Annotated in this window: 1 protein-coding gene; it reads left to right on the forward strand. The window is 66.5% G+C overall.

Annotated elements, in window-relative coordinates; all coding sequences use genetic code 11:
* Positions 1-258 precede the first annotated feature (258 nt).
* Positions 259-1,512, forward strand: a complete 1,254-nt coding sequence (locus ACIQZO_RS40405; RefSeq protein ID WP_403636404.1) for a protein kinase — start codon at positions 259-261, stop codon at positions 1,510-1,512.
* The last annotated feature ends 1,005 nt before the right edge of the window (positions 1,513-2,517 follow it).

The following is a 2,517-nucleotide window of genomic DNA, read 5'->3' on the forward strand; positions in this document are numbered from 1 at the left end:
AGAGTCCGATCGACTACGAACGCGAGTACTGGACCGGCCTCACTGTGGGGCTGGCCGCATAGGAAGGACTCCACACTTCGAGGGGATTGACACCGCGCTCTCCCGCTCCGGTGCCAGACCGGGGAAGCGGGCCTGCGCTGAATGGTGTGGGCAGCAACCGGAAGAAGAGGGCACAGACGGTGCTTGTGGTGCTCTACATTGCCTGGCATGTCTGCAACTTCCCCCCGTTCGTGGGGATCCTGGCGTGATATCCGTGCTGTGAAGTCCTTCGAGCACGTCCACTTCGTGCGGCACGAGGACGGGACGCAAGGCGTGCTGAAGTCACCGCGGCCGGGCAAGGGTAGGGGCGGCAAGGTCAGCAAGATGACACTGCAGCGCTTCCAGGAGGAGGCGCGGCGCATGCAGCAGCTGGCTGAGGACCAGGTCGCGGGAATCGTGCCGGTGCTCGACGCCGATCCGCAGGATCCGCCTCAGTGGTTCGTCATGCCGGAGGCCAGGAAGCTGCGTGACGTTCTCAGCCCCGGCGGCCGGCCGGCCGAGCTGCGCGAGGTGGTGGAGGCGATCCGGCACGTGGCCGGCACTCTGGCCGAGCTGGCCGCACGAGACATCTCGCACCGGGACATCAAGCCAGACAACCTCCTGCACTACCAGGGCCGACCGGCGGTCGCGGACTTCGGCATTGCCGCGTGGCCGCAGCGGCCGCAGCTGACCAGCGCCACCCACAAGATGGGGCCGTTGTACTTCCTCGCTCCGGAGATGCGGTTCCCCGAGCCGGGTACGCCTGGGTACCCGGCGGATGTGTGGTCGCTGGCCAAGACGCTGTTCGTTCTGGCCAAGGGGTTGCAGTATCCGCCCGAGGGCACTCACTACATGCAGGGCAACGAGTACTCGCTGTGGCCGCAGGGCGGAGAAGCGGCGATGGATCTGGCACCAGTGATGGAGGCGGCGACCGCCTACGAGCCGGGCGCCAGGCTGACCATGTCGGCCTTCCGCGACGAGCTCGCCGCGTGGCTGGAGCTGCATCCGGAGCCGGTCACACCCGCCCACCCCGCGGTGCGGCGGGGCTTTCGGGCTCTGGAGGCCGCCACCGCCGACGTACGCCGCCATGAGGAGGAGCTGCGGCGGCTCCTGCCGGCGCAGCTGCGGCGCCTGGCCACAGCGCAGCACGGTGAGAGCGACCGATGGCTCGCCCCCGCCCTGGGTGAGCGGCATCCGGAGAATGTGCGGCTGATCGACTCGCACGGTTACCCGGACGATCCCGACGATCCCGAGTACGACATGGGGGTGGACGGCATGGCGCTGTCGAGCACGGTGCCGGATGCGGCGGGCCGTCGGCTCGTGCTGGGCGGGTTTCTCATGGGAACCGTGACGACCCTGGCGGCAGAGATCCAGCAGGACGGCAAGGTGCTGGCCAGTTGGAGTGAGGACGTGAACGCTCTCCTGCCCAGCGCTCTGGTTGCCCTGCGGCGCATCACCGACGAGGTGCAGGCGGCCTACACCAAGCTCCCGTAGCGCGCACAGGTCACGCGAGACAGCCGGTCGGGCGCGTCTTTCCAGCCAGAGCGGGACCTTTGGCATGGGGGAGCCGGAGGTCCCGGGTGGTGATGCCACATGGGGCCGGCAGCACCCCGCAAGCGTAGCCCTGCATGTCCGCTCGCATGCCTAGAGTGATGGAGTCCGTCAGGTCGGTGTCCGCGTACTCGAGAAGGCGCTCAGCGTGCGCCGGAAGGTGCGCGGTCGATGGCGCGCAGCAGGTCCATCTGGTCGGGCGTGAGGCCGCCGCCGGGGGCACAGAGATCCCAGGGAAGACCCGCGCGTGACGAAGGTGGCCGCTTTCGCCAACCAGCGCCCCTGACATCGCGACGATATCCGGCTCGAACTGGAGCGCTACTGGGGTGATCGTCCGCCCCTCGGCAGGACGCCAGCCCTGCAACACCATCACACCCGCGAAGACCCCAACAAGATACGATCCCTGTCCCCTCTCAGACTCCCGGCTCACAAAAAGGCGTCTCAATGAGATTGAAGGGGTGTCTCAAAGTTTGAAGCTTCAAAGGTCAGAGCCTTGGAGCTTGGCCACAACCTGGCCATCACCGATCAAGACCACCTTCTCAGTCGGTGAAGGTCTGCAGGTCAACTACTTGAAGGTCAGGCACAAACTTCAATCTGGCTGAGACGACATACCCGATCGCGTTCATCTCCCCCGAGCACGGCGGACGCGAATGGCACGCCGACCCCACCACCGTCACCCGGGCATGACGGACGCTCGTGTGGATACCGACGGCTGACTGCGGGACGTCTCCTGCCCTCGATCCTCGGCGTCGCCCTTCTGAGGCTGGTCAGGATCCTGTCGACGCTTTCCACCACCGCCCTTTACTTTCACCTCGCAATTCATGCAGGCGGAGAGCCGTCGCCATTGAATCAGGATGGGTGCAGATCTTGTGAGGGTGCCTCGTTGGGGTGATCCGCAGGGGTTTGTGATGTGACGGTGCGGAGCGGTCTCTACCGTCGGCGAGGTGA

The sequence above is a fragment of the Streptomyces sp. NPDC097617 genome (genome assembly GCF_044761485.1).
Classification (GTDB): domain Bacteria; phylum Actinomycetota; class Actinomycetes; order Streptomycetales; family Streptomycetaceae; genus Streptomyces.